16 protein-coding genes are annotated in these 19,555 nt (G+C 69.4%); 5 read left to right on the top strand and 11 right to left on the bottom strand.

Annotation, left to right across the window (positions count from 1 at the left end):
• Positions 1–25 precede the first annotated feature (25 nt).
• Positions 26–2,185, top strand: coding sequence for a malate synthase G (locus ACQ66R_RS11305; RefSeq protein WP_430422003.1), 2,160 nt, complete (start codon positions 26–28; stop codon positions 2,183–2,185).
• Positions 2,186–2,336: 151 nt separating this feature from the next.
• Here the strand turns inward: ACQ66R_RS11305 and ACQ66R_RS11310 are convergent, their stop codons facing one another.
• The 4 genes from ACQ66R_RS11310 to ACQ66R_RS11325 all read right to left on the bottom strand — a co-directional run bounded on the left by ACQ66R_RS11310 (position 2,337) and on the right by ACQ66R_RS11325 (position 6,962).
• Positions 2,337–2,699: a YdbL family protein gene (locus tag ACQ66R_RS11310; protein WP_430422004.1), complete on the bottom strand. Its 363-nt coding sequence runs from the start codon at positions 2,697–2,699 to the stop codon at positions 2,337–2,339.
• A 12-nt stretch (positions 2,700–2,711) separates the two neighbouring features.
• Positions 2,712–2,897 carry a YnbE family lipoprotein gene (locus ACQ66R_RS11315; RefSeq protein ID WP_430422006.1) on the bottom strand — a complete coding sequence of 62 codons (186 nt, stop codon included), beginning with the start codon at positions 2,895–2,897 and terminating at the stop codon, positions 2,712–2,714.
• A gap of 69 nt (positions 2,898–2,966) precedes the next feature.
• The gene (locus ACQ66R_RS11320) at positions 2,967–5,906 is read right to left on the bottom strand and encodes an intermembrane phospholipid transport protein YdbH family protein (protein WP_430422008.1); all 2,940 of its coding nucleotides are present in this window, start codon (positions 5,904–5,906) and stop codon (positions 2,967–2,969) included.
• A 279-nt stretch (positions 5,907–6,185) separates the two neighbouring features.
• Complete coding sequence (locus tag ACQ66R_RS11325) at positions 6,186–6,962, bottom strand: SDR family oxidoreductase (protein ID WP_430422010.1); 777 nt, start codon at positions 6,960–6,962, stop codon at positions 6,186–6,188.
• Between the two features lie 161 nt (positions 6,963–7,123).
• On the opposite strand from ACQ66R_RS11325, the gene ACQ66R_RS11330 reads away from it, so the two are divergent.
• Positions 7,124–9,205, top strand: coding sequence for a 3-hydroxyacyl-CoA dehydrogenase NAD-binding domain-containing protein (locus ACQ66R_RS11330; protein ID WP_430422012.1), 2,082 nt, complete (start codon positions 7,124–7,126; stop codon positions 9,203–9,205).
• Between the two features lie 88 nt (positions 9,206–9,293).
• Positions 9,294–10,499, top strand: a complete 1,206-nt coding sequence (locus ACQ66R_RS11335; protein ID WP_430422014.1) for an acetyl-CoA C-acyltransferase — start codon at positions 9,294–9,296, stop codon at positions 10,497–10,499.
• Positions 10,500–10,594: 95 nt separating this feature from the next.
• Here ACQ66R_RS11335 and ACQ66R_RS11340 read toward each other — a convergent pair whose 3' ends face one another.
• Positions 10,595–11,002 carry a GIY-YIG nuclease family protein gene (locus tag ACQ66R_RS11340; protein WP_430422016.1) on the bottom strand — a complete coding sequence of 136 codons (408 nt, stop codon included), beginning with the start codon at positions 11,000–11,002 and terminating at the stop codon, positions 10,595–10,597.
• Between the two features lie 209 nt (positions 11,003–11,211).
• Positions 11,212–11,826: a YceI family protein gene (locus ACQ66R_RS11345; protein WP_430422018.1), complete on the bottom strand. Its 615-nt coding sequence runs from the start codon at positions 11,824–11,826 to the stop codon at positions 11,212–11,214.
• Between the two features lie 176 nt (positions 11,827–12,002).
• Between ACQ66R_RS11345 and ACQ66R_RS11350 the strand changes: the two genes are divergently transcribed.
• Positions 12,003–14,078 carry a PQQ-dependent dehydrogenase, methanol/ethanol family gene (locus ACQ66R_RS11350; protein ID WP_430422020.1) on the top strand — a complete coding sequence of 692 codons (2,076 nt, stop codon included), beginning with the start codon at positions 12,003–12,005 and terminating at the stop codon, positions 14,076–14,078.
• A gap of 11 nt (positions 14,079–14,089) precedes the next feature.
• Here ACQ66R_RS11350 and ACQ66R_RS11355 read toward each other — a convergent pair whose 3' ends face one another.
• The 3 genes from ACQ66R_RS11355 to ACQ66R_RS11365 form a co-directional block, all read right to left on the bottom strand.
• Complete coding sequence (locus tag ACQ66R_RS11355; RefSeq protein WP_430422022.1) at positions 14,090–14,683, bottom strand: DUF3501 family protein; 594 nt, start codon at positions 14,681–14,683, stop codon at positions 14,090–14,092.
• A 2-nt stretch (positions 14,684–14,685) separates the two neighbouring features.
• Positions 14,686–16,062 (bottom strand): heterodisulfide reductase-related iron-sulfur binding cluster, encoded by a 1,377-nt coding sequence (locus ACQ66R_RS11360; protein ID WP_430422024.1) that lies wholly within the window; start codon positions 16,060–16,062, stop codon positions 14,686–14,688.
• Positions 16,063–16,239: 177 nt separating this feature from the next.
• Positions 16,240–16,659, bottom strand: coding sequence for a rubrerythrin family protein (locus ACQ66R_RS11365; RefSeq protein WP_293362671.1), 420 nt, complete (start codon positions 16,657–16,659; stop codon positions 16,240–16,242).
• 166 nt (positions 16,660–16,825) lie between these two features.
• Here ACQ66R_RS11365 and ACQ66R_RS11370 point away from each other — a divergent pair, with 166 nt between their 5' ends.
• Positions 16,826–17,017 (top strand): hypothetical protein, encoded by a 192-nt coding sequence (locus ACQ66R_RS11370; protein WP_430422026.1) that lies wholly within the window; start codon positions 16,826–16,828, stop codon positions 17,015–17,017.
• Positions 17,018–17,130: 113 nt separating this feature from the next.
• Here ACQ66R_RS11370 and ACQ66R_RS11375 read toward each other — a convergent pair whose 3' ends face one another.
• Both ACQ66R_RS11375 and ACQ66R_RS11380 read right to left on the bottom strand, forming a co-directional pair.
• Positions 17,131–18,792, bottom strand: a complete 1,662-nt coding sequence (locus tag ACQ66R_RS11375; RefSeq protein WP_430422028.1) for a hypothetical protein — start codon at positions 18,790–18,792, stop codon at positions 17,131–17,133.
• Positions 18,793–18,956: 164 nt separating this feature from the next.
• Positions 18,957–19,520 (bottom strand): alpha-ketoglutarate-dependent dioxygenase AlkB, encoded by a 564-nt coding sequence (locus tag ACQ66R_RS11380; RefSeq protein WP_430422030.1) that lies wholly within the window; start codon positions 19,518–19,520, stop codon positions 18,957–18,959.
• Positions 19,521–19,555: the final 35 nt, after the last annotated feature.

The following is a 19,555-nucleotide window of genomic DNA, read 5'->3' on the forward strand; positions in this document are numbered from 1 at the left end:
AGTTACCAAGAGCCCGGTCAGGCCCATGAACATCACGCCCCGCCTCGTCGTCGACGCCCTGCTGAAGTCCTTCGTGGAGACCGAGCTGCTCCCCGGGACCGACGTGGGCCCGCAGGCCTTCTGGTCGTCGCTGGAGGCCATCCTGGCCGACTTCACCCCCACCAACGTGGGCCTGCTGCGCCGCCGTGACGAGCTGCAGGAGAAGATCGACGCCCGCTGGAAGGCCCGGAAGGGCCAGCCCTTCGACGTGGCCGACGACACCGCGTTCCTGAAGAGCATCGGCTACCTCCTGCCCGAGCCCGCCGACTTCAAGATCGGCACGAAGAACGTCGACCCCGAGATCGCGCTGGTGGCCGGTCCGCAGCTGGTGGTCCCCGTCTCGAACGGCCGCTACGCGCTGAACGCCGCCAACGCCCGCTGGGGCAGCCTGTACGACGCGCTCTACGGCACCGACGCGCTGGAGCCGCCGACCGGCGGCAAGGGCTATGATCCCAAGCGCGGCGCCAAGGTGATCGCCTACGCCCGCGCCTTCCTCGACCGCATCGCCCCGCTCACCCAGCGCAGCCACGCCGACGCGGTCAGCTACGAGATCATCAACGGCGACCTGAACGTCCGCTTCGAGAACGGCCAGGAAGCCGGCCTCGCCACCCCCGGCCAGCTGGCCGGCTGGCGCGGCGACGCCGACGAGCCTGTCGGCGTGCTGCTCAAGCACAACGGCCTGCACGTCGAGATCCTGATCGACCGCACGCACAACATCGGCAAGGACGACCCGGCCGGCGTCGCCGACCTGCTGGTCGAGGCCGCGCTCACCGCCATCCAGGACTGCGAGGACTCGGTCGCCGCCGTCGACGCCGAGGACAAGACGAACGTCTACCGCAACTGGCTGGGCCTGATGCGCGGCGACCTCACCGCCAGCTTCCAGAAGGGCGGCAAGACCGAGACCCGTCGGCTGGACGACGACCGCACCTACGCCACCCCCTCGGGCAAGCCGCTGACGCTCAAGGGCCGCAGCCTGCTGCTGGTCCGCAACGTCGGCCACCACATGACCACCGACATGGTCCGCTTCGATGGCGAGCCGGTGTTCGAGACCGCGGTCGATGCGCTGATTACCGTCACCGCCGCCCTGCACGACCTCAAGGGCGCGCGCCGCAACAGCCCCGCGGGGTCGGTCTATGTGGTGAAGCCCAAGATGCACGGGCCCGACGAGGTCGCCCTGGCCGTGCGCCTGTTCGACCTGGTCGAGGACGCGCTGGGCCTCAGCCGCAACACCGTCAAGATCGGCATCATGGACGAGGAGCGCCGCACCAGCGCCAACCTCAAGGCCTGCATCGCCGCGGCCAAGGACCGGGTGGTGTTCATCAACACCGGCTTCCTCGACCGCACCGGCGACGAGATCCACACCGCCATGGAAGCCGGCCCCGTGGCCCGCAAGGACGCCATCAAGGCCGAACCCTGGCTGCCCGCCTATGAGCGCCGCAACGTCGAGATCGGCCTGGCTGCCGGCTTCCAGGGCCGCGCCCAGATCGGCAAGGGCATGTGGGCCGCGCCCGACATGATGGCCGACATGCTCAAGGCCAAGATCGGCCACCCCAAGGCCGGCGCGAACACCGCCTGGGTGCCCTCGCCCACCGCCGCAGCGCTCCACGCGCTGCACTATCACGAGGTCGAGGTCCCCGCCCTGCAGGCCCAGATGGCCGCGTCAGGGACCGTGACCGGCACGGACGAACTGCTGACGCCGCCGCTGGCCAAGTCCAACTGGAGCCCGGCCGACGTGCAGCAGGAGCTGGACAACAACGCCCAGGGGATCCTGGGCTATGTCGTACGCTGGATCGACCACGGCGTCGGCTGCTCGAAGGTCCCCGACATCCACGACGTCGGCCTGATGGAAGATCGCGCCACCCTACGCATCTCCAGCCAGCACATCGCCAACTGGCTGCACCACGGCGTCTGTTCCGAGGCCCAGGTGCGCGAGACCATGGCCCGCATGGCCAAGGTGGTCGACGGCCAGAACGCCGACGACGCGGCCTACACGCCGATGAGCGCCGACCTGGACGGCAGCATCGCCTACCAGGCCGCCCTGGACCTGGTCTTCAAGGGCCGCGAACAGCCCAACGGCTACACCGAACACATCCTCACCCGCCGCCGCCGCGAACGTAAGGCCCAGGCCGCGAAGGTGCTGGCTTAGGCTCCCTTCCCTCCCCTTCGTGGGGAGGGACAGGCCGCGCCAGCGGCCAGGGTGAGGACGTGTGGGCCAGAGCTCTGAGGGTGGGGAGGATCGTTGCTCTCCCACCCGTCTCGCTTCGCTCGCCACCCTCCCCACGAGGGGGAGGGAGACCCTACTTCCGCGTCCAGCCGCCGCCGGCGGGCTTGTAGTACTCGCCCGGCTTCACGCGGCCCTGGATGACGTTGGTGAAGGCCGAGGCGCCGGCGGCGGCGGCCGACACCTTATTCTCGGCGGCGGCCTCCCGGTAGAGCTGGGCGCGGCCGGCGTTGATCGAGGCCACGGCGGCCTGCTGGGCGGCGTCGCCCGGCTTCACGAAGCCCAGGAAGCCGTCGGCCTGCTCACCCACCACGCCCGCGGCCTTCGCCGCGTCGACGGTGGCCTTTTCGGCGGCGGTCTGCGCGACGGCAGCGGGCGGCGCCACGGCCAGCGCCAGCAGCACGGCGGCGCCCACATTGAAGAAGTCGGTCTTTTGCATCTCTCTCAAGCCTCAGAAGAGGTTCGGGTTCTTCTGGATGAGGGCTTTGACGTCCTCGTCCAGCTGCAGCCGGACGTTGGCGTCCAGCTTGGCGTAAATGGTGATCGGCGCGACCTCGACCCTCACGGTCGGGGTGCACGCGCCCAGCCCCAGCATCGCGCCTGCGAGCAGGGGGGCGGCGGCGAAAGCGGCTCTCATGGATGGGACCTCATCATGTCTCCTATTCAATACGGTCACGGCTGAACCGGACCTGAACTGTCTATTGCTTCAAGGTTGGGGCGCCTGGGGCGTCCGGGCCTTCTGGAATTCCCCCCAGTCGGCCATCAGGTCGTCCAGGTTCAGCGTCGTATCGAGCGTCAGGTTCACCCCCGTGCCCGACGGCAGCGGCAACTTCTGGCCCAGGAACTTGCGCTGGATCAGCTCCAGCACCGTCAGCCGGATGCGCTGCTTGGTGGGCGGGTCGTGGCGGCCCACGATGTGGAACAGCATCCCCAGCCGCCCGTCGTCCTTGCTGGCCACCGTCACGTCCAGCGTGTCGAACGCCAGGTTCTCCATGGCCTGGTAGGCGAAGTCGGTGAAGGTGTCGTTCGGGTTCGCCTCCGACGGCAGGGTGGTCGGCGTGTCGGCCGAGACGCCGGTCAGCGCCTCGCGGCTGATCGACAGCCGCCCGGGCTGGTCGGCCTTCAGGAAGCCGCCCGAGATGCGCACCTTGTTCCCGGTCATCTCGAACGGGATGCGGCCCGACACCTTGGCGTCCAGGTCCACCTTGTCGCCGAACGGCGAGGCCTCGACCAGGTCGTGCAGCTGCACGCCCTCGACGTAGATCACGCCGCGCGTCGGCGCCCCGGGCGCCAGCGGCACCTCCAGCGTCTCGGCCCGGATGCGCCCGCCGCCGACACTGGCTTCGCCGCCTTCCACCTTCAGCAGGTTGTCGGCCAGCTCGAACCGCGCCCGCAGGCCGGTGAGCAGCACCATCGACTGCACCTCGGCGACGGTCAGTTCCTGGCCGGGCGCCGCCTTCAGCGGGGCGAGGCTCTCGAAGGCGATCTCGCCCTTCAGCCCCCGCACCGGGCCGGCCGGGCTCTGAAAGTCCAGGCCCGGGATGATCACCTTGCCCGAGCTGGTCGAGCCCTCGGGCGCCCAGTCGAAGCGGCCGGTGAACCTGGCCTGCCCCACCGCGGGCGAGCCCACGGACGACGCCAGCGGCGAGATCTGCACCGGCTGCAGACCCCCCTCGGCGAAGGTCAGGGTCTCGGTCTCGATCACCGCGACCCCGAAGCCCAGCCGCCCGTCGTGGGTGACCAGCGCCGTGCCCAGCCGCCCGGCGTCGGGCCGCGTGAACGCCAGGTCCGCCCGCCAGATGAACTCGCGCAGCGTCACGTCCCCGCTCATCAGGATCGGGTTGAACCGCGTCTCCGGCGCCGTGTCCTCGAGGCGCGCGGTGTTCGCATGAAGGGTGGCCGTCATGTTCGGCCCCGAGCCGGACGCCTGCACCCGGCCCGCGCCGCCCACCACGCGGCCCTGGACGAACGCCGCCGCGCCCGCGACCCGCTCGGCCCGGCCCGACACCCGCCACGCGCCGCCCCGCATCGCAAACAGCGGCCCGCCCGCCGGGCACAGCCGGCCCGAGATCGCCTCGATGTCGTTGGCCCCGAACTCCAGCCGCTGGACGGCGAAATCGGCGCAGCGGCTGGCGGTGAAGGTGATCCCGCCGCCCGCCATGGCGACCCGCCCCGCCGCGCCCAGCCGCGCGTTCACGGCGGGCCCGGCCGAGAGGCCCGAGACCGCGAGCGCCACGTCCGCCGAGGGGGCCCCGCCCAGCTGCAGCCGGCTGATCGTAAGGTCGACCTTCGGCAACCCGCCGCCGGAAAGCGAGACCCGCTGCGGGCTGGTCATGAGCAACTGGGCGCCGCTGTCCGACACCAGCCGCACCGGCTCGCGCATCGCGAGGCTCCAGCTCGGCGGCTGCCGCCGATCGTAGCTGGCGGTCAGGCCGACTTCCGGCGCCGCGATCCGGAACCCCCGCGCCGCCCGCTTCAGCGCCAGCACGCTGCCGGCGTCGCCCGCCACCGGCGCGCCCATGCCGCTCCACGCGCCCCGGCCGACCACCGAGCCCGTGAGCTCGGCCTTGCCGCCGTTCGCCGTCGCCGAGACCGGACCCGTGGCCGCGACGACAAAGTCCGAGAGTCGCAGGTCGGCCGCCCGGAACACCTGCGCCGCGGCGCTCAGGGTGACAACGCCCGCCACCCGATCGCCGCCCGCCCGCGTCCAGGTCAGATCCTTCGAGGTGATCGCCGCGCGGATCGCCTCTGCGCGCGCCTCGCCGAACCGACCCGAGCCCGCAGTAAAGCTGCCTGCCATCTGGCCCCGCACCGCCAGGTCATTGAGCCAGCCCCGCGACTGGCCGGTAAACCCGACCCTGAACTCGGCCGTCTCCAGCGACTGGCTCGCGACGTCCGCGCGCGCGCCGACCGCCGTCAGGTTCGCCACGACCGCGCCCTCGCCCCGGCGCGCCTGGACATCGGGATAGGGCAGCTGGGCGGTGAACGTCAGGCGCGCGTCCGACAGCGTCGCGCCCGCCGCGGTCGCCCGGCTTACCGGCGCCGAGAAGGCCACCTCCGCGCGCCCGGATCGCGTGACCTCGGTCAGCGCGCCCGCGCCCATGGCGACGTCGAAGTCCCGCCCTCGCAGCCGCGCCGGCGCCGACGTGGCGGTCAGGGTCTTCAGCTGCCCGTCGTCCACCAGCGCGTCGGCGGTCACGCGCATCGGGCCATAGTCTGTGCGCAGCACCAGCACGCCGTCGTCGATACGGATGCGCGGGACCTTGGCGCCCGGCTTCGGCGGCCGGCTCAGGATCTCGGCCACCAGCGGGTCGAGCGATCCCATCTTGACCCCCGCGGGCGTCAGCCGCGCCCGAAGCACCGGCTTGCGCAGCGTGACCGAGACCACCTCCAGCCCGGACAGCCGCGCGCGATAGCGCACGTCCACCTGCTGGGCCTCGAAGTCGGGGTTCCTGGGGTCGCCGAGGCTGAGCCTGGCCGTGAAAGTCGACGGCCCCAGCTCCTCGACCACGGCCCGCGTCGCGACGCCCCGGCTCTCCAGCCAGCCGGTCAGCGCCTCGCGCGCCAGGCTTCGGCGGTTCAGCCAGGTCAGCGCCCCGAGCACAAGCACGACGACGCTCGCCACCGCCAGGAGGCGGAGCAGCATGCGGCGCGGTCGCGGCGGGCGCGTCTGAGGTTCGTCGGTCAAGGTCGATGGTTCTGGCGTTCGTCCCCTAGATAGACGGAATCGCGCGGGAACCGTGACCGTTCCATTTTACAAAGGCGGGAGGACCTGTCCTCCGAAGCCCGTCCGGGCGAAGGCGGATGGTGGAGGGGGGGAGAACGCGCTCCTGGCGCTGCACCGTGCGCCTTCCCAGCCGCGAGAGACAGCCAGTCCCCCTCCAACCTCAGCTACGCAAGTTCGGCGCCATTGGACGCAGTTATCTCAAACCCCCAGCTGCCCCAGCGCCACGCCGCCGTCGACCGCGATGGTTTCGCCCACCACATAGTCGCCCGCGCGGCTGGCCAGGTAGATGGCCACGCCCTGCATGTCCTCGTCCGTGCCGATCCGGCGCGAGGGGATGCGCTTGGCCACCTCGTCGCCCTGGTCGCGGGCCACGCGGTTCATGTCCGAGGCGAAGGCGCCGGGCGCGATCGAGCTCATGACGATGTTGTCCTCGATCAGCCGCGCGGCCATCCGGCGCGTCAGGTAGATCAGCCCGGCCTTCGAGGCGTGATAGGCATAGGTCTCCTGCGGGTTCAGCCGGATGCCGTCGATCGAGGTGATGTTGATCACCTTGGCCGGCCGCTCGTGGGTGGCGCTGGCCTTCAGGGTCTGGTGCAGGGCCTGGGTCAGGAAGAACGGCGACTTCAGGTTCAGGTCGACCACCTTGTCCCAGCCGCTCTCGGGATACTCCTCGAACGGCGCGCCCCAGGCGGCGCCGGCGTTGTTCAGCAGGATGTCCAGCTTGTCCTCGTGGCTGAGGTACCGCTCGGTCAGCATCTTGCAGCCCTCGACCGTCGAGATGTCGACCGGGATCGAGACGCACTGCGGGCCCAGTTCCTCGGCGGTCGCATCGCAGGCGGCGGCCTTGCGCGCCGAGATGTAGACCTTGCGGCAGCCGGCCTCGAGGAAGCCCTTGGCGATCATCTTGCCGATGCCGCGCGAGCCGCCGGTGACCAGCGCCACCTTGCCGTCGAGTGAGAACAGATTGGACGCCATGAACGGTCCCCTTCCCTTTCGTTGCGGCAGGGCTCCACGGTGCGCAATCCCGTGTCGGAATTGACTTGGCCCTGTCTGCCGGGGCCTATAACACGCGTTTGAATTTCACGGCCGCCAGATATTTGAACGAGCGGTCCGCCAACCACTTTCGAGGAAGCCAGATGACCGAGATCAATTCGGTGACCACCCTCACCCGCGATGGCGACGTGGCCGTCATCACCCTGAATTCGCCGCCCGTGAACGCCCTGTCGGCGAACGTCCGGGACGGTCTCTATGAGGGCTTCAAGGCCGCCGGCGCGTCGGACGCCAAAGCGATCGTCCTGATCTGCGACGGCCGCACCTTCATCGCGGGCGCCGACATCAGCGAGTTCGGCGCGCCGGGCAAGCCGTCGGCCTCCCTGCAGGACGTGCAGAACATGATGGAGAACTCGCCTGTTCCCGTCGTCGCCGCGATCCACGGCACCGCCCTGGGCGGCGGTCTGGAAGTGGCGCTGTGCGCGCACTACCGCGTCGCCGTCCCCTCGGCCCGCCTGGGCCTGCCGGAAGTGGCCCTGGGCCTGCTGCCGGGCGCCGGCGGCACCCAGCGCCTGCCCCGCGTGGTGGGCGTCGAAACCGCCCTGGAAATGATGACCTCGGGCCGTCACGTGCCGGCGCCGGAGGCGGCCAAGCTGGGCCTGGTCGACGAGTTGGCCCCCGAGGGCGGGCTCAAGGCCGCCGCCATCGCCTTCGCCAACAAGTGCGTCGCCGAGAACAAGCCGCTGGTGAAGATCAGCGAGAACAACACCAAGCTGGAAGCCGCCAAGGGCAAGCCCGAGATCTTCGCCGATTTCCGCAAGGCCAATGCGCGCAAGTTCCGCGGCTTCGACGCCCCGGAAGCCAACATCAAGTGCATCGAGGCGGCCGTGAACTCGGCCACCTTCGAGGAAGGCCTCGCCGAAGAGCGCAAGCTGTTCATGGGCCTGATGACCGGCGCCCAGTCGGCCGCCCAGCGCTACTACTTCTTCGCCGAACGCCAGGCGAACAAGATCCCCGACGTGCCCGACGACACCCCGATCCGCGAGATCAAGAAGGTGGGCGTGCTCGGCGCCGGCACCATGGGCGGCGGCATCTCGATGAACTTCATGAACGCCGGCATCCCGGTGGTGATGGTCGAGATCAAGCAGGAGGCCCTGGACCGCGGCCTGGCCACCATCCGCAAGAACTATGAGCGCTCGCGCGGCGCCGACCCGGCCGTCACCGAGAAGCGCATGAGCATGCTGACCGGCTCGCTCGACATGAACGACTTCGCCGACTGCGACCTGGTCATCGAGGCGGTGTTCGAGCGTATGGACATCAAGAAGGACGTGTTCACCAAGCTGGACGCGATCTGCAAGCCGGGCGCGATCCTGGCCTCGAACACCAGCTACCTGAACATCGACGAGATCGCCTCGGTGACGAAGCGGCCGGAAGACGTCATCGGCCTGCACTTCTTCTCGCCGGCCAACGTCATGAAGCTGCTGGAAGTCATCCGCGGCGAGAAGACCGCCAAGGACGTCATCGCCACCTCGATGAAGCTGTCCAAGAAGATCGGCAAGATCGCGGCCCTGGCCGGCGTCTGCCCGGGCTTCATCGGCAACCGCATGCTGAGCCAGCGCCAGCGCGAGGCCCAGAAGCTGATCATGGAAGGGGCCATGCCCTGGGACGTCGACCGCGTCCTCTACAACTTCGGCTTCCCCATGGGCCCGTTCGCCATGAGCGACCTGGCCGGCCTCGACATCGGCTGGGTGAAGGAAAACTCGAAGGGCGAGACCCTGCGCGACGTGCTCTGCGAAGCCGACCGCCGCGGCCAGAAGACGGGCGCGGGCTACTACGACTACGACGAGAACCGTAACGCCAAGCCCAGCGAGTTCACCGAGAAGGCCATCAACGACTTCATCGTGAAGTCGGGCAAGAACCCGCGGAAGATCTCGGATGAAGAGATCCTCGAGCGCTGCATCTTCCCGATGATCAACGAGGGCGTGAAGATCCTCGAAGAGGGCAAGGCCATCCGCTCGTCCGACATCGATGTGGTCTGGGTCAACGGCTACGGCTGGCCGGTCTATCGCGGCGGCCCGATGTTCTACGGCGACCTGATCGGCGGCCCCGCCAAGGTCCTGGAGAAGATGAAGGAGTTCCAGGGCACGATGGGCGACGACTTCAAGCCCGCCGCCCTGCTCGAAAAGCTCGCCGCCGAAGGCAAGAAGTTCGGCGACCTGAAGGGCTGATCCAGTTTGTAAAGGCGGGGTGGCTGGGCTGCCCCGCCTTTTTCGCGCCCACGACTTTACCCAACGTCAAAGCAAGAAAGACTCTCTCATGCGTGAAGCTGTCATCGTCGCCGCCAAGCGGACGCCCATCGGCAAGGCCTATCGCGGCGCCTTCAACAACACCTACGGCGCGACCCTCGGCGCCGAGGCGATCCGCGCCGCCGTGGCGCAGGCCGGCGTCGATCCCGGCGAGATCGACGACGTCGCCATGGGCTCGGCCCTGCAGCAGGGCACGACGGGCAACAACATCGCCCGCCAGGCGGCGCTGCGCGCCGGCCTGCCCAATACGGTCTCGGGCATGACCATCGACCGCCAGTGCTCGTCAGGCCTGATGGGCGTGGCCACCGCCGCCAAGTACATCATCAACGACGGCGCCCAGGTCGCCATCGGCGCCGGCATCGAGTCGATCAGCCTGGTGCAGAACGACAAGGTCAACCGCTTCATGGCCACCGACCCCTGGCTGCGCGAGCATGTGCCGGAACTGGCCACCTCGATGATCGAGACCGCCGAGATCGTGGCCGAGCGCTACGGCATCAGCCGCGAAGCCCAGGACGAATACGCGCTGCAGTCGCAGCAGCGCACCGGCCAGGCCCAGGCCGAAGGCCGCTTCGCTCAGGAGATCGTCCCGGTCACCACGATCATGAAGGTGCTGGTCAACAAGGAGACGGGCGAGACCGCCGACAAGGAGATCACCATCTCGGCCGACGAGGGCAACCGCCCCCAGACCACCCTGGCCGACCTCCAGAAGCTGAACCCCGTGTTCAAGGGCGGCAAGTACGTGCCCGAGGGCAAGTTCGTCACCGCCGGCAACGCCAGTCAGCTGTCGGACGGCGCCGCCGCCGTGGTGCTGATGGAGCGGGCCGAGGCCGAGCGCCGCGGCATCGAGGCCCTGGGCGCCTATCGCGGCATGGCCGTGGCCGGCTGCGGCCCTGAGGAAATGGGCATCGGCCCGGTCTTCGCGATCCCCAAGCTGCTCGAGCGCAACGGCCTGACCGTCGACGACATCGACATCTGGGAGCTGAACGAGGCCTTCGCGTCGCAGGTCATCTACTGCCGCGACAAGCTCGGCATCGACCCGGCCAAGTACAACGTCTCGGGCGGCTCGATCTCGATCGGCCACCCCTACGGCATGACCGGCGCCCGCTGCACGGCCCACCTCATGTACGAAGGCAAGCGCCGCGGCGCGAAGTACGGCGTCGTCACCATGTGCGTCGGCGGCGGCATGGGCGCGGCCGGCCTGTTCGAAATCTTCTGATTTCAAAACCAGCTGTCATCCCGGTTTCGCCGCTAGGCGAAGGCCGGGACCCACGACTGGGCGCCGCGACGCCTTTGGCGATCTGCTGAGCCCGATCAGGGGTCCCGGTCTTCGCTGCGGGAAGCCGGGCTGACGCGGCGTTTGTGTTCGGCAAGCGCGGCGGCGATGTCCGGATGGAGCGGCGGAAGCTCCATCATCTCGATGTAGAGATCGCTCCATTCAGGATTGTCGCGCTCGATCAGGCGGACCTTCCATTCGCGTCGCCAGCGCTTCAGCTGTTTCTCGAAGTGGATCGCCTCGGTGACCTCACCGAAGCCCCGGTAGCAGACAAGGCGGTCAACGCCATAGGTTCTTGTAAACCCATCGACACGCTGTGCCTTGTGCTCGGCGATGCGGCGCTCGAGCGAGTTGGTCACCCCGACGTAGAGCGTACCCTGCCGCTTCGAGGCGAGGACGTAGACCCAGTAGGTACGCTCCTCTCTCATCACCCCCACCTGTGTCATCCCGGTTTCGCCGCCAGGCGAAGACCGGGACCCACGACTGAGCTCTCTGTTGCCATATTGTTCCCAAAGTGCGCAACGATGGCCCGCGCCGAGCGTGATCGTGGATCCCGGTCTTCGCTCCGCGAAACCGGGATGACACTCTTTGGAACGGGTGCGCAAAGGGCCGCCCGCGAGGGCGGCCCTTCTTGTTGGATCGCGGTGAGCGGCGATCAGGGCGCGGGCTTGAACTCGGCCGCGAGGTCCAGCGTCACCTCGTCGCCGAGGACCGGCAGATAGGTCTTGATCCCGAAGTCCGAGCGCTTGAGCACCGCCTTGCCGGCGAAACCCACGGTGTACTTGCCGTCGGTGGGGGCGATGCCCGCGCGGTTGAAGGTCGCCTGGATCACGATCGGCTTGGTCACCCCGCGCAGGGTCAGGTCGCCGGCGATGTCGGCGGTACGCTCGCCGGTCAGCTTCACGGAGGTGGTCTTGAACGTAGCGGTCGGGAACTTGGCGGCGTCCAGGAAGTCGGGCGCCTTCAGGTGGTTGTCGAGCGCGGTGTTCAGCGTGCCGACCGAGGCGGTGGTCACCGTCACCTGGAGATCGGTGGCCTGCACGGCCTTGGGGTCCAGCTTCAGGGTCCCGGCGACGCCGGTGAACTGGCCGATGTAGGTCGAGAAGCCCAGATGGTTCACCGACCAGGTGATCTTGGAGTGGCTCGGCTCGAGCACATAGGCGCCGGCCTTCACCTCGGCGGGAACCTGGGTCGACTGGGCGTAGGCGACCGGCGCCGCGACCAGGGTCACGGCAAGGGCGTAGGCGGCGGTGTTCAACATCTGGCGCATGGATCGACCTTTCGAAATGCGCCAGGACAGCGCCGCACCTAGCTAGAACCTTCCCCCTCGGGGGACAATCTCGACCCCTGGCAAGGGACTGCTGCCCGACTGGAAATAGTCCCTCAGGACTCGCGGCACAGCCAAGCCTCTGCGACAGTCCGTCCAAAGAGTTCGGGGGGACGTTCATGAGGATGCTGCGCTGGGCGGCCGTGCTGTATCTGGCCGCGACGGTGGCCGGGTGCGATCGCGGCGTGGATCAGAAGCGGATCGAGGCGGCCGACGCGTCGGAGTGGCTCACCTACGGCCGCACCTACGACGAGCAGCGCTTCTCGCCCCTCACCCAGGTCAACAAGGACACCGTCGGCAAGCTGGGCGTCGCCTGGTGGGCCGAGTTCGACACCGACCGGGGCCAGGAGGCCACGGCCCTCGTTTCCGACGGCGTGCTCTACACCACCACCGCCTGGTCCAAGGTCGCCGCCTTCGACGCCAGGACCGGCCAGCGGCTCTGGGACTACGACCCGAAGGTGCCGGGCGAGGCCGGCTTCAACGCCTGCTGCGATGTCGTGAACCGGGGCCTCGCGCTCTGGAAGGGCCGCCTCTACCTCGGCACGCTGGATGGCCGGCTGATCGCCCTCGACGCCAAGACCGGCAAGGTCGCCTGGGACATCCAGACCACCGACAAGACCCGGCCCTACACGATCACCGGCGCGCCGCGCGTCGTGGGCGGCAAGGTCCTGATCGGCAACGGCGGCGCCGAGTACGGCGTGCGCGGCTATGTCAGCGCCTATGACGCGGCCTCCGGCAAGCTGGCCTGGCGCTTCTACACCACCCCCAACCCCACCGGCGCGCCCGACGGCGCCGCCTCGGACAAGGTGTTCAAGGACAAGGCCGCGGCCACCTGGAGCGACGGCGCCTGGAAGGAGACCGGCGGCGGCGGCACCGTCTGGGACGCCATCACCTACGATCCGCAGACCGGCCTCGTGTACATCGGCGTCGGCAACGGCACGCCCTGGAACCACAAGCTCCGCTCGGGCGGCAAGGGCGACAACCTCTTCCTCTCGTCGATCGTCGCCCTCAAGCCCGAGACCGGCGAGTACGTCTGGCACTACCAGACCACCCCCGGCGAAAGCTGGGACTACACCGCCACCCAGCACATCATGGCCGCCGACCTGAAGGTGGACGGCAAGGTCCGTCGCGTGGTCATGCAGGCCCCGAAGAACGGCTTCTTCTACGTCCTCGACGCGAAGACCGGCCAGCTGATCTCGGCCGAGAAGTTCGTGCCCGTCGACTGGGCCGAGCGCATCGACCTTGCGACCGGCCGCCCCGTCGAGATCCCCGCCGCCCGCTATCCCAAGGGCACGACGTCCAACCAGATGGTCGGGGCCCTGGGCGGCCACAACTGGCACCCGATGGCGTTCAGCCCCAAGACCGGCCTGGTCTACATCCCCGCCCAGCACGGCCGCGGATTCTACGCCGACCCCGCCGACTTCAAGTACGTCGCCGGGGCCTGGAACACCGGCATGCTGCGCCTGCCCGAAGGGCCCAACGCCAAGCCCACGATCGCCCGGCCCAACAACCGCGCCGCCGCCCGTGGCGAGCTGATCGCCTGGGACCCGGTCACCCAGACCAAGCGCTGGAGCATCATGTTCCCGCACATGACCACCAGCGGGGTCCTGGCCACCGACGGCGGCCTGGTCTTCCACTCGGCGCTCAACCGCCTGATCGCCTACGACGCCCAGACCGGGCATCTGCTGTGGAGCTACGATCTGGGCGCCCGCGCCATCGCGCCGGCCTCGACCTACGCCATCGACGGCGAACAGTACGTGGCCCTGATGGTGGGCGCGGGCGGCGCCGGCAACTTCGACCAGCCCCGCCAGCGCGGCCGCCTTCTGGTGTTCAAGCTGGGCGGGACCGTGAAGCCGCCGCCCTATCCGAAGCCTGTCATCCCCCCGCCGCTCGACCTGACGCTGGCCACCGCGTCAAAGGGCGACGCCGACAAGGGCGGGGTGGTGTACGACCAGTTCTGCGGCGGCTGCCACGGCCGCGGCGTGTTCCTGCCCAACCTGGCCCGCTCGCCCGCGATCCTCGAGCCCGAAGGCTTCAAGGCCATCGTCCTGGACGGCGCGCTGAAGGCGAACGGCATGGCCCCCTTCCGCCGCTTCTTCGACGACGCCGCCGCCGAGGACATCCGCGCCTTCCTGCTCTGGCAGGCCAAGACCGCCCCGCCCCCGGTCGCCGCGGAACCCCGCCACGCGCAGTAGGGGGCGCTTCGCTACGCGAAGTCGCGCGACAGCTCGGCCCGCGACGCCGGCGACAGCCCCGCCAGGTGGCTGTAGCGCTCGTGCGCGCAGCCGATCAGGATCTCGGTGCCCGGATCGCGGAACTTCGCCACATGCTCGGGCTTCAGCGCGAAGCGCAGGAAGTGGACCGAGCTGGTCTTGCCGTCCTCTCGGGTGCGCTCGACGTCGCCCTCGGGGACCGCCATCACCCGCTCGCCGCCCACCTGCACGAAGAACAGGTCCTCGGCCCCGCCCAGCCGCGCCAGTTCCGCCTCGCGCCGCACGGGATCGTCGATCTCGAACATCACGGTCGCCACCAGCTCGGAACCGTTCGGGATCAGCGGGTTGTATGCCGCCAGCTCGTCCGGGACCTGCGCCGCGCCGCCCTTCTCGATCAGCAGCATCTCCTGCACCTGGAAGAGCATGGTGTCGTAGTTCTCGAAGTAGAACGTGCAGTAGGGCCCGAGCGCGACCCGGCGCAGGCGCTTCACCGGCAACAGCTCGGCGCGCCAGGCCTTGCGGCGCTGGGCGAACTCGGCGTCGGGCAGCAGGTCTTCGGGCGTGATGCGGCGTTCGGCGAGCGGCATCTTCAGATCACTCCATAGGCGCGGGCGAACACCTCGATCGGGTGCGCCTCGGCCGGCCTGGGCGGCGCCCCTTCCTTGGCCTCGTCCCCGATCAGCTGGCCCAGGTGCTTGCAGGCCAGCGGGCAGTCCGAGCACAGGGTCTCGTTGCCCTTGGCCGTCACCTGGCGGGCGGCGGGCCGCCCGACCTTGTTGGCCGCCGGCCGCGTGGCCTTCATCACCCCGAACGTGCCGCCGTGGCCCGAGCAGCGCTCAACCAGGTCGACCTTGGTGTCGGGGATCAGCTTCAGCATCTCCATCGACTTCGCCCCCATGTTCTGGGCGCGCGCGTGGCAGGCGTGATGGAAGGTGACCCCGCCCGCCACCGGCGTCAGGCCGGGAACCAGGCCATAGGTCTTCGACAGCTCGACGACGTACTCGGCCACGTCCTTGGTCCGGGCCGACAGCGCCGTGATCGACGCGTCGTCCGGCAGCATCAGCGGCCACTCGAACTTCATCATCAGCCCGCACGAGGCGGTCAGCGCGACGACGTCATAGCCCTGCTCGATGTAGGGCGCGAAGGCCGCCGCCACCCGCCGCGCCTTGCCCGCCACGTCCTTGATGTCGCCCGCCTCCAGCTGCGGCATGCCGCAGCATTCGGGATAGACCAGCTTCACCTCGACGCCCTGCAGCGCCAGCACCTTGGCGGCGGCCACCGCCGTGTCGGGCTTGTTGTAGTCGACGTAGCAGGTCGCATAGAGGGCGACCTTGCGCTGGCCGAACGCCGGGCCCTGCGGATTGGCCGCCAGCGGGCTCTTCAGCCGGTCGGTCGCGGTCTTGCCCGCGAACGTCGGCAGCTCGGCCTCGGCGTCGATCTCGGCGATCGCTTCCAGGAGCTTGCGCAGCGGCGTGTTCTTCCGCGCGGTGGCCCAGTTGGCCAGGCCCGCCACGGGCTTGGCCAGCTTGCCGTTGCGGTCCATCTCGCCCAGCTGCTCGCGCACCCAGTCCTTCTCGCCCGCGCGGCGCTTGGCGGCGCGATAGCGCAGGATCAGGTGCGGGATATCGATGTCGAAGGGGTGCGGCGGGACGTACGGGCACTTCGTCAGGAAGCACATGTCGCACAGCGTGCAGGCTTCGGCGATGTGGGCGTGGTCCTTGGGCCCGATGCCGTCGATCTCGCCCGTCGGGCCCTCGTCGATGGCGTCGAACATCCGCGGGAAGCTGTCGCACAGATTGAAGCAGCGCCGGCACGTGTGGCAGACGTCGAACTGCCGTTGCAGCTCGGCCTCCACCTTCGCCAGGTCATAGTACTCTTCGTCCTGCCACAGGATCGGGCGGCGGAACGGCGCGTCGAGGCTGCCTTCGCGCGGAGGGCCGCCGGGCGCTTTGCTGTCTTCGCTCATGGGCTGCGTCGCTGGAGCGCTTGTCCGACCCTCCTCCCCCGATGGGGGAGGGGGACCATGCGCAGCATGGTGGAGGGGGCTTGTCCGGCAGGCTCGGCGGATGGGGCGTTCCCCCTCCACCGCGTCCCGCGGTCCCCCTCCCCCTGCGGGGGAGGAGAAGCCTTCCCCAGCGCCTTTCTACTGATCGAGCGAGTCGAGGGCGCGCTGGAAGCGGCCGGCGTGGGACTTCTCGGCCTTGGCCAGGGTCTCGAACCAGTCGGCGATCTCGTCGTAGCCCTCTTCGCGGGCCGTGCGCGCCATGCCCGGGTACATGTCGGTGTACTCGTGCGTCTCGCCGGCGATCGCGGCCTTCAGGTTGTCGGCGGTGCCGCCGATCGGCAGGCCCGTGGCGGGGTCGCCCACGCCTTCCATGAATTCCAGGTGGCCGTGCGCGTGGCCGGTCTCGCCTTCCGCGGTCGAGCGGAACACCGCGGCCACGTCGTTGTAGCCTTCCACGTCGGCCTTCTGGGCGAAGTAGAGGTAGCGGCGGTTCGCCTGGCTCTCGCCGGCAAAAGCGGCCTTCAGGTTCTCGATAGTCTTGCTGCTCGCAAGCGACATACGCATCTCCCTTGGGGCGCCCGCCTCCCCAGGCGGCGCCGTGCGGCGGGACTATGGACCCACCCGCACATCGATCAACATGGTTCTCTCTATGCTGGGCATCGAAACGCTCTATGGAGCCCGCCGCGCCCGCGCGGGTTCTGCTCCTGAAGCAAGGAGCACGGTCATGACCGACAACAAGATCCAGGGCGAAGGCGACTACGTCTCGGGCAAAAAGTACCAGGAAATGCAGCACGACTTCGCCAAGAACGGTCCCGTCGAAGAGAAGGCCCGCGAAGCCGAACAGGCCCTCGACGGCCCCGAAGCCGCCGACCTGGAAAAGGCCCGCCGCGACACCGCGAACGGCAAACCCGACTGACCCCGCGCGCCGCAGGCGCAGCAATCTGAACCACGGATTTCACCGATTTCACGGATGAGCCTGCGGCTGGCTCCGAGCCCATCCGTAATATCCGTGAAATCCGTGGTTCAATCCTACGGCGCCGAGGCCCCTACGGGCGCCGCCCGCGCCCGCTCGATCCGCGCCGTCAGCGCCGCGCGCTGGGCCTCCGTCTTGGCCGCCCACCACGTCCGCACCTCGTCCACCGCCACGGGCTTCACCCAGCGGTCGTAGCGTTTCAGCTCGGCCTTCGGATAATCGCTGGCGATCCCGCGCAGATGGCGGTCGAAGAAGCCCAACACGAAGTCGTTCTGCGCCCCGATCATCACCCGCGTCGGCGTCGTGCCGAACAGCGCGTCGCGGGCCGGCCGGCGCATGAACAGCGTGAAGTCCGACAGCCCCATGTGCTGCGCGCCCCTCAGCGACACGCGGTAGACGTCCGGCCGCGCCCCCATCGTCGCCAGGCGCTCGTACGAGAACTCGTTGAAGCTGCGCGGCGTCTCGGGCGGCGCGACCTTGAGCGACGTGTAGATGTTGTCCAGGTCGGAGTGGAACATCAGGAACGGCGCCGGGACGTCGGCCGCGAAGGCCTGGAACGGGAAGTCGCCGCCGTCCAGGTTGATCCCGGCCGCGCACCGCCGGTCACGCATGCACACGGTCCCCGACGTCGCGCCCCCGAACGACATGCCCATCTGCCCCACCCGCGTCAGGTCGCCGGCCGCGGCGATGGCGCGGATCTCGGGCGGCACGGCCCCGCGCTGCAGCTGGTCATGCACGAAGATGCGGTCGGCGGCCCAGATCTCGCCGCTCTTCATCAGCCGGTCGCTGATCCCGCCCAGCGCCAGCTCGCGCATCCGCAGATAGCCTTCCAGCCGCGCGTCCAGGGTGGCCCCCGACAGCGCCTGCTGCTGCGCCGTACGGGCCGCCTTGGCGGCGTCGGTCTCGGGCGCCTTGGCCATCTGCGCCAGCGCGGGATCGGCCGGAGCCACCTCGCCGCTCGGGAAGACGGTGTCCGACGAGTCGTAGGTGTGCTGCACCGAGAAGACGATGTAGCCGTGGCTGGCCAGATGCTCCATCAGCGCCGTGTTCTGCGACAGGAACGAGGTGTAGCCGTGGCTGTAGAACACCACCGGCAACCGCGACGGCCCCGCCAGCACCGGCGCGTTGGTGTACGAGTTCGTCGTCACATGCTTCACGTAGGTGAAGAACGGCGGGAAGCCCGCCAGGCTTCCCATGCCCTTGGCCGTCGTGTCGGCCTCCTGCTCCGAGAAATAGGGCGCCGGCGTCCGGCTGGTGATGTCGCCGGCTGGATACCAGACCCTCACCAGCAGCTTGCGCGGCTGGCCCGGCTTGGCCAGCAGCACGCCCGGCCGGCTGGCGTCGTCCACCTCGAAGCTGCGCACGCCCACCGGGTGCGGTCCGCTGGGCCTCGGCAGCGCCGAGACCGGGAAGCTCACGATGGCCGCCAGCGGGACCAGCGCCAGCAGCCCGAACAGCACGCCCGAGACCCACGGCTTGCCCGTCTTCTCCGGCGCCTTGCGCAGCCGGTTCACCAGCAGCACCAGCAGCAGCACCAGCGCCACGGCCGCGCCGATCCCGTCCTGCCACCGGTCGTCGATCACGCCCCACAGGCCCAGCAGCAACGCCGCCCCGGCCATCCCGGCCAGCAGCACCGCCCGCCCCGGAAGCCCGCGCAGCCACCAGACGACCACGAACGCCGCCAGCGCCCCCAGCAGCAGGATATCGACGACCGTCATGCGCGCGCTCCCTTTCCCCCACCCTAGCTGTCATCCCGGTTTTGCGAAGCAAAGACCGGGACCCACTATCAAGCTCAGCAGTGGACGACGCCCAGCTCAGCGCCCGGTCGTGGGTCCCGGTCTTCGCCTGGCGGCGAAACCGGGATGACAGCCGTTGTTGGAAATCAGGCGGCCCGCAAATTCCGGAAGGTGATCGAGTATCGGTGCGCCTTCGCCTCGGGCAGGCTGTGCTCCCACGCGTCCCGCGCCGGCCCGTCCAACAGGTAGGCCGAGCGCGGCGCGACGGGCACGTTGATCCGCTCGAACCGTTCGCCCGCCCGGCGGCGAAACCGCATCACGGTCGGCGAGACCAGCGAGACGCCGACGATCTTCTCGAACACCGGCCGGTCGCGGTGCCAGCCGATCGGCGCACCCTCGCGATACTCGTTGATCAGGACGTGCCGGAACGCCTCGCCCGGCAGACCCGCGAACGCGGCGGCACGGTCGCGGACGGGCAACAGCCAATCCGGCATCGGCTCGGCGTCCACCAGCCCCGGGCCCGTGAAATCGTACCGCAGCCCGAAGCTCACCACGCGCCGGCGGCCCTCATACCCTCGGAACTGGAACGGCTCGAACGCCAGCCCCGCCAGGCGGTCCACCAGCTCGGCCTCCTCGGCCGACGTCACCAGGTCGTCCCGGTACCGGAAGCCCTCGGGCGCAACAGGCGGAAGATCGAACAGCGCGTTCATCGCCGGTTCCATGGCCATAAACGAAGGCGGCGGGA

Origin of the sequence: Phenylobacterium sp. (assembly GCF_965284355.1) — a bacterium.
Lineage (GTDB): Bacteria > Pseudomonadota > Alphaproteobacteria > Caulobacterales > Caulobacteraceae > Phenylobacterium.